General features: G+C 32.5%; 1 protein-coding gene. It reads left to right on the top strand.

Going from position 1 to position 462, the window contains the following annotated elements; all coding sequences use genetic code 11:
- Positions 1-462 (top strand): hypothetical protein (locus H9X80_RS08940; RefSeq protein ID WP_204793995.1); only part of this gene is annotated, 462 nt, incomplete at both ends.

Below are 462 nucleotides of genomic sequence, written 5' to 3'. Positions count from 1 at the left end.
TTAATGTAAAAAACTTCCCAGATTCAGCATTCAGAGAATATGTTAGAAGGACATTTGATACAGATAATAATGATGTGCTGTCTGTAGCCGAACTTGAAGTAGCAACAAGAATAGTTATTACTGGAAATACACAGATAAAAAGTGTAAAAGGAATCGAGTATTTCACATATCTTGAGACATTGTATTGCTGGGAAACAAGCATAGAAAGTCTTGATTTAACGAGCAATAAGAGACTCACATTGATCAACTGTGCGGTTAATCAAAATCTTATCACATTAAATATAATGGGGCTTGAAGAATTGGAAATTTTGAATTTAAATGTTACAGGCATTAAAGATTTAAACCTCAAAAGCAACAAAAGTTTAAAAATATTATCTGCATGGGAGACAGAAATCGATGAACTAGATGTCAGCAGTAATTCAGAATTGGAGAGTTTGGATTGTTCAGGTACAAAGATTACAC

It is taken from the genome of Olsenella profusa, assembly GCF_016900315.1.
Taxonomy (GTDB): domain Bacteria; phylum Actinomycetota; class Coriobacteriia; order Coriobacteriales; family Atopobiaceae; genus Thermophilibacter; species Thermophilibacter profusus_A.
Note: the sequence above shows the minus strand (reverse complement) of the source record. Positions and strands in the feature narration are given on the sequence as shown.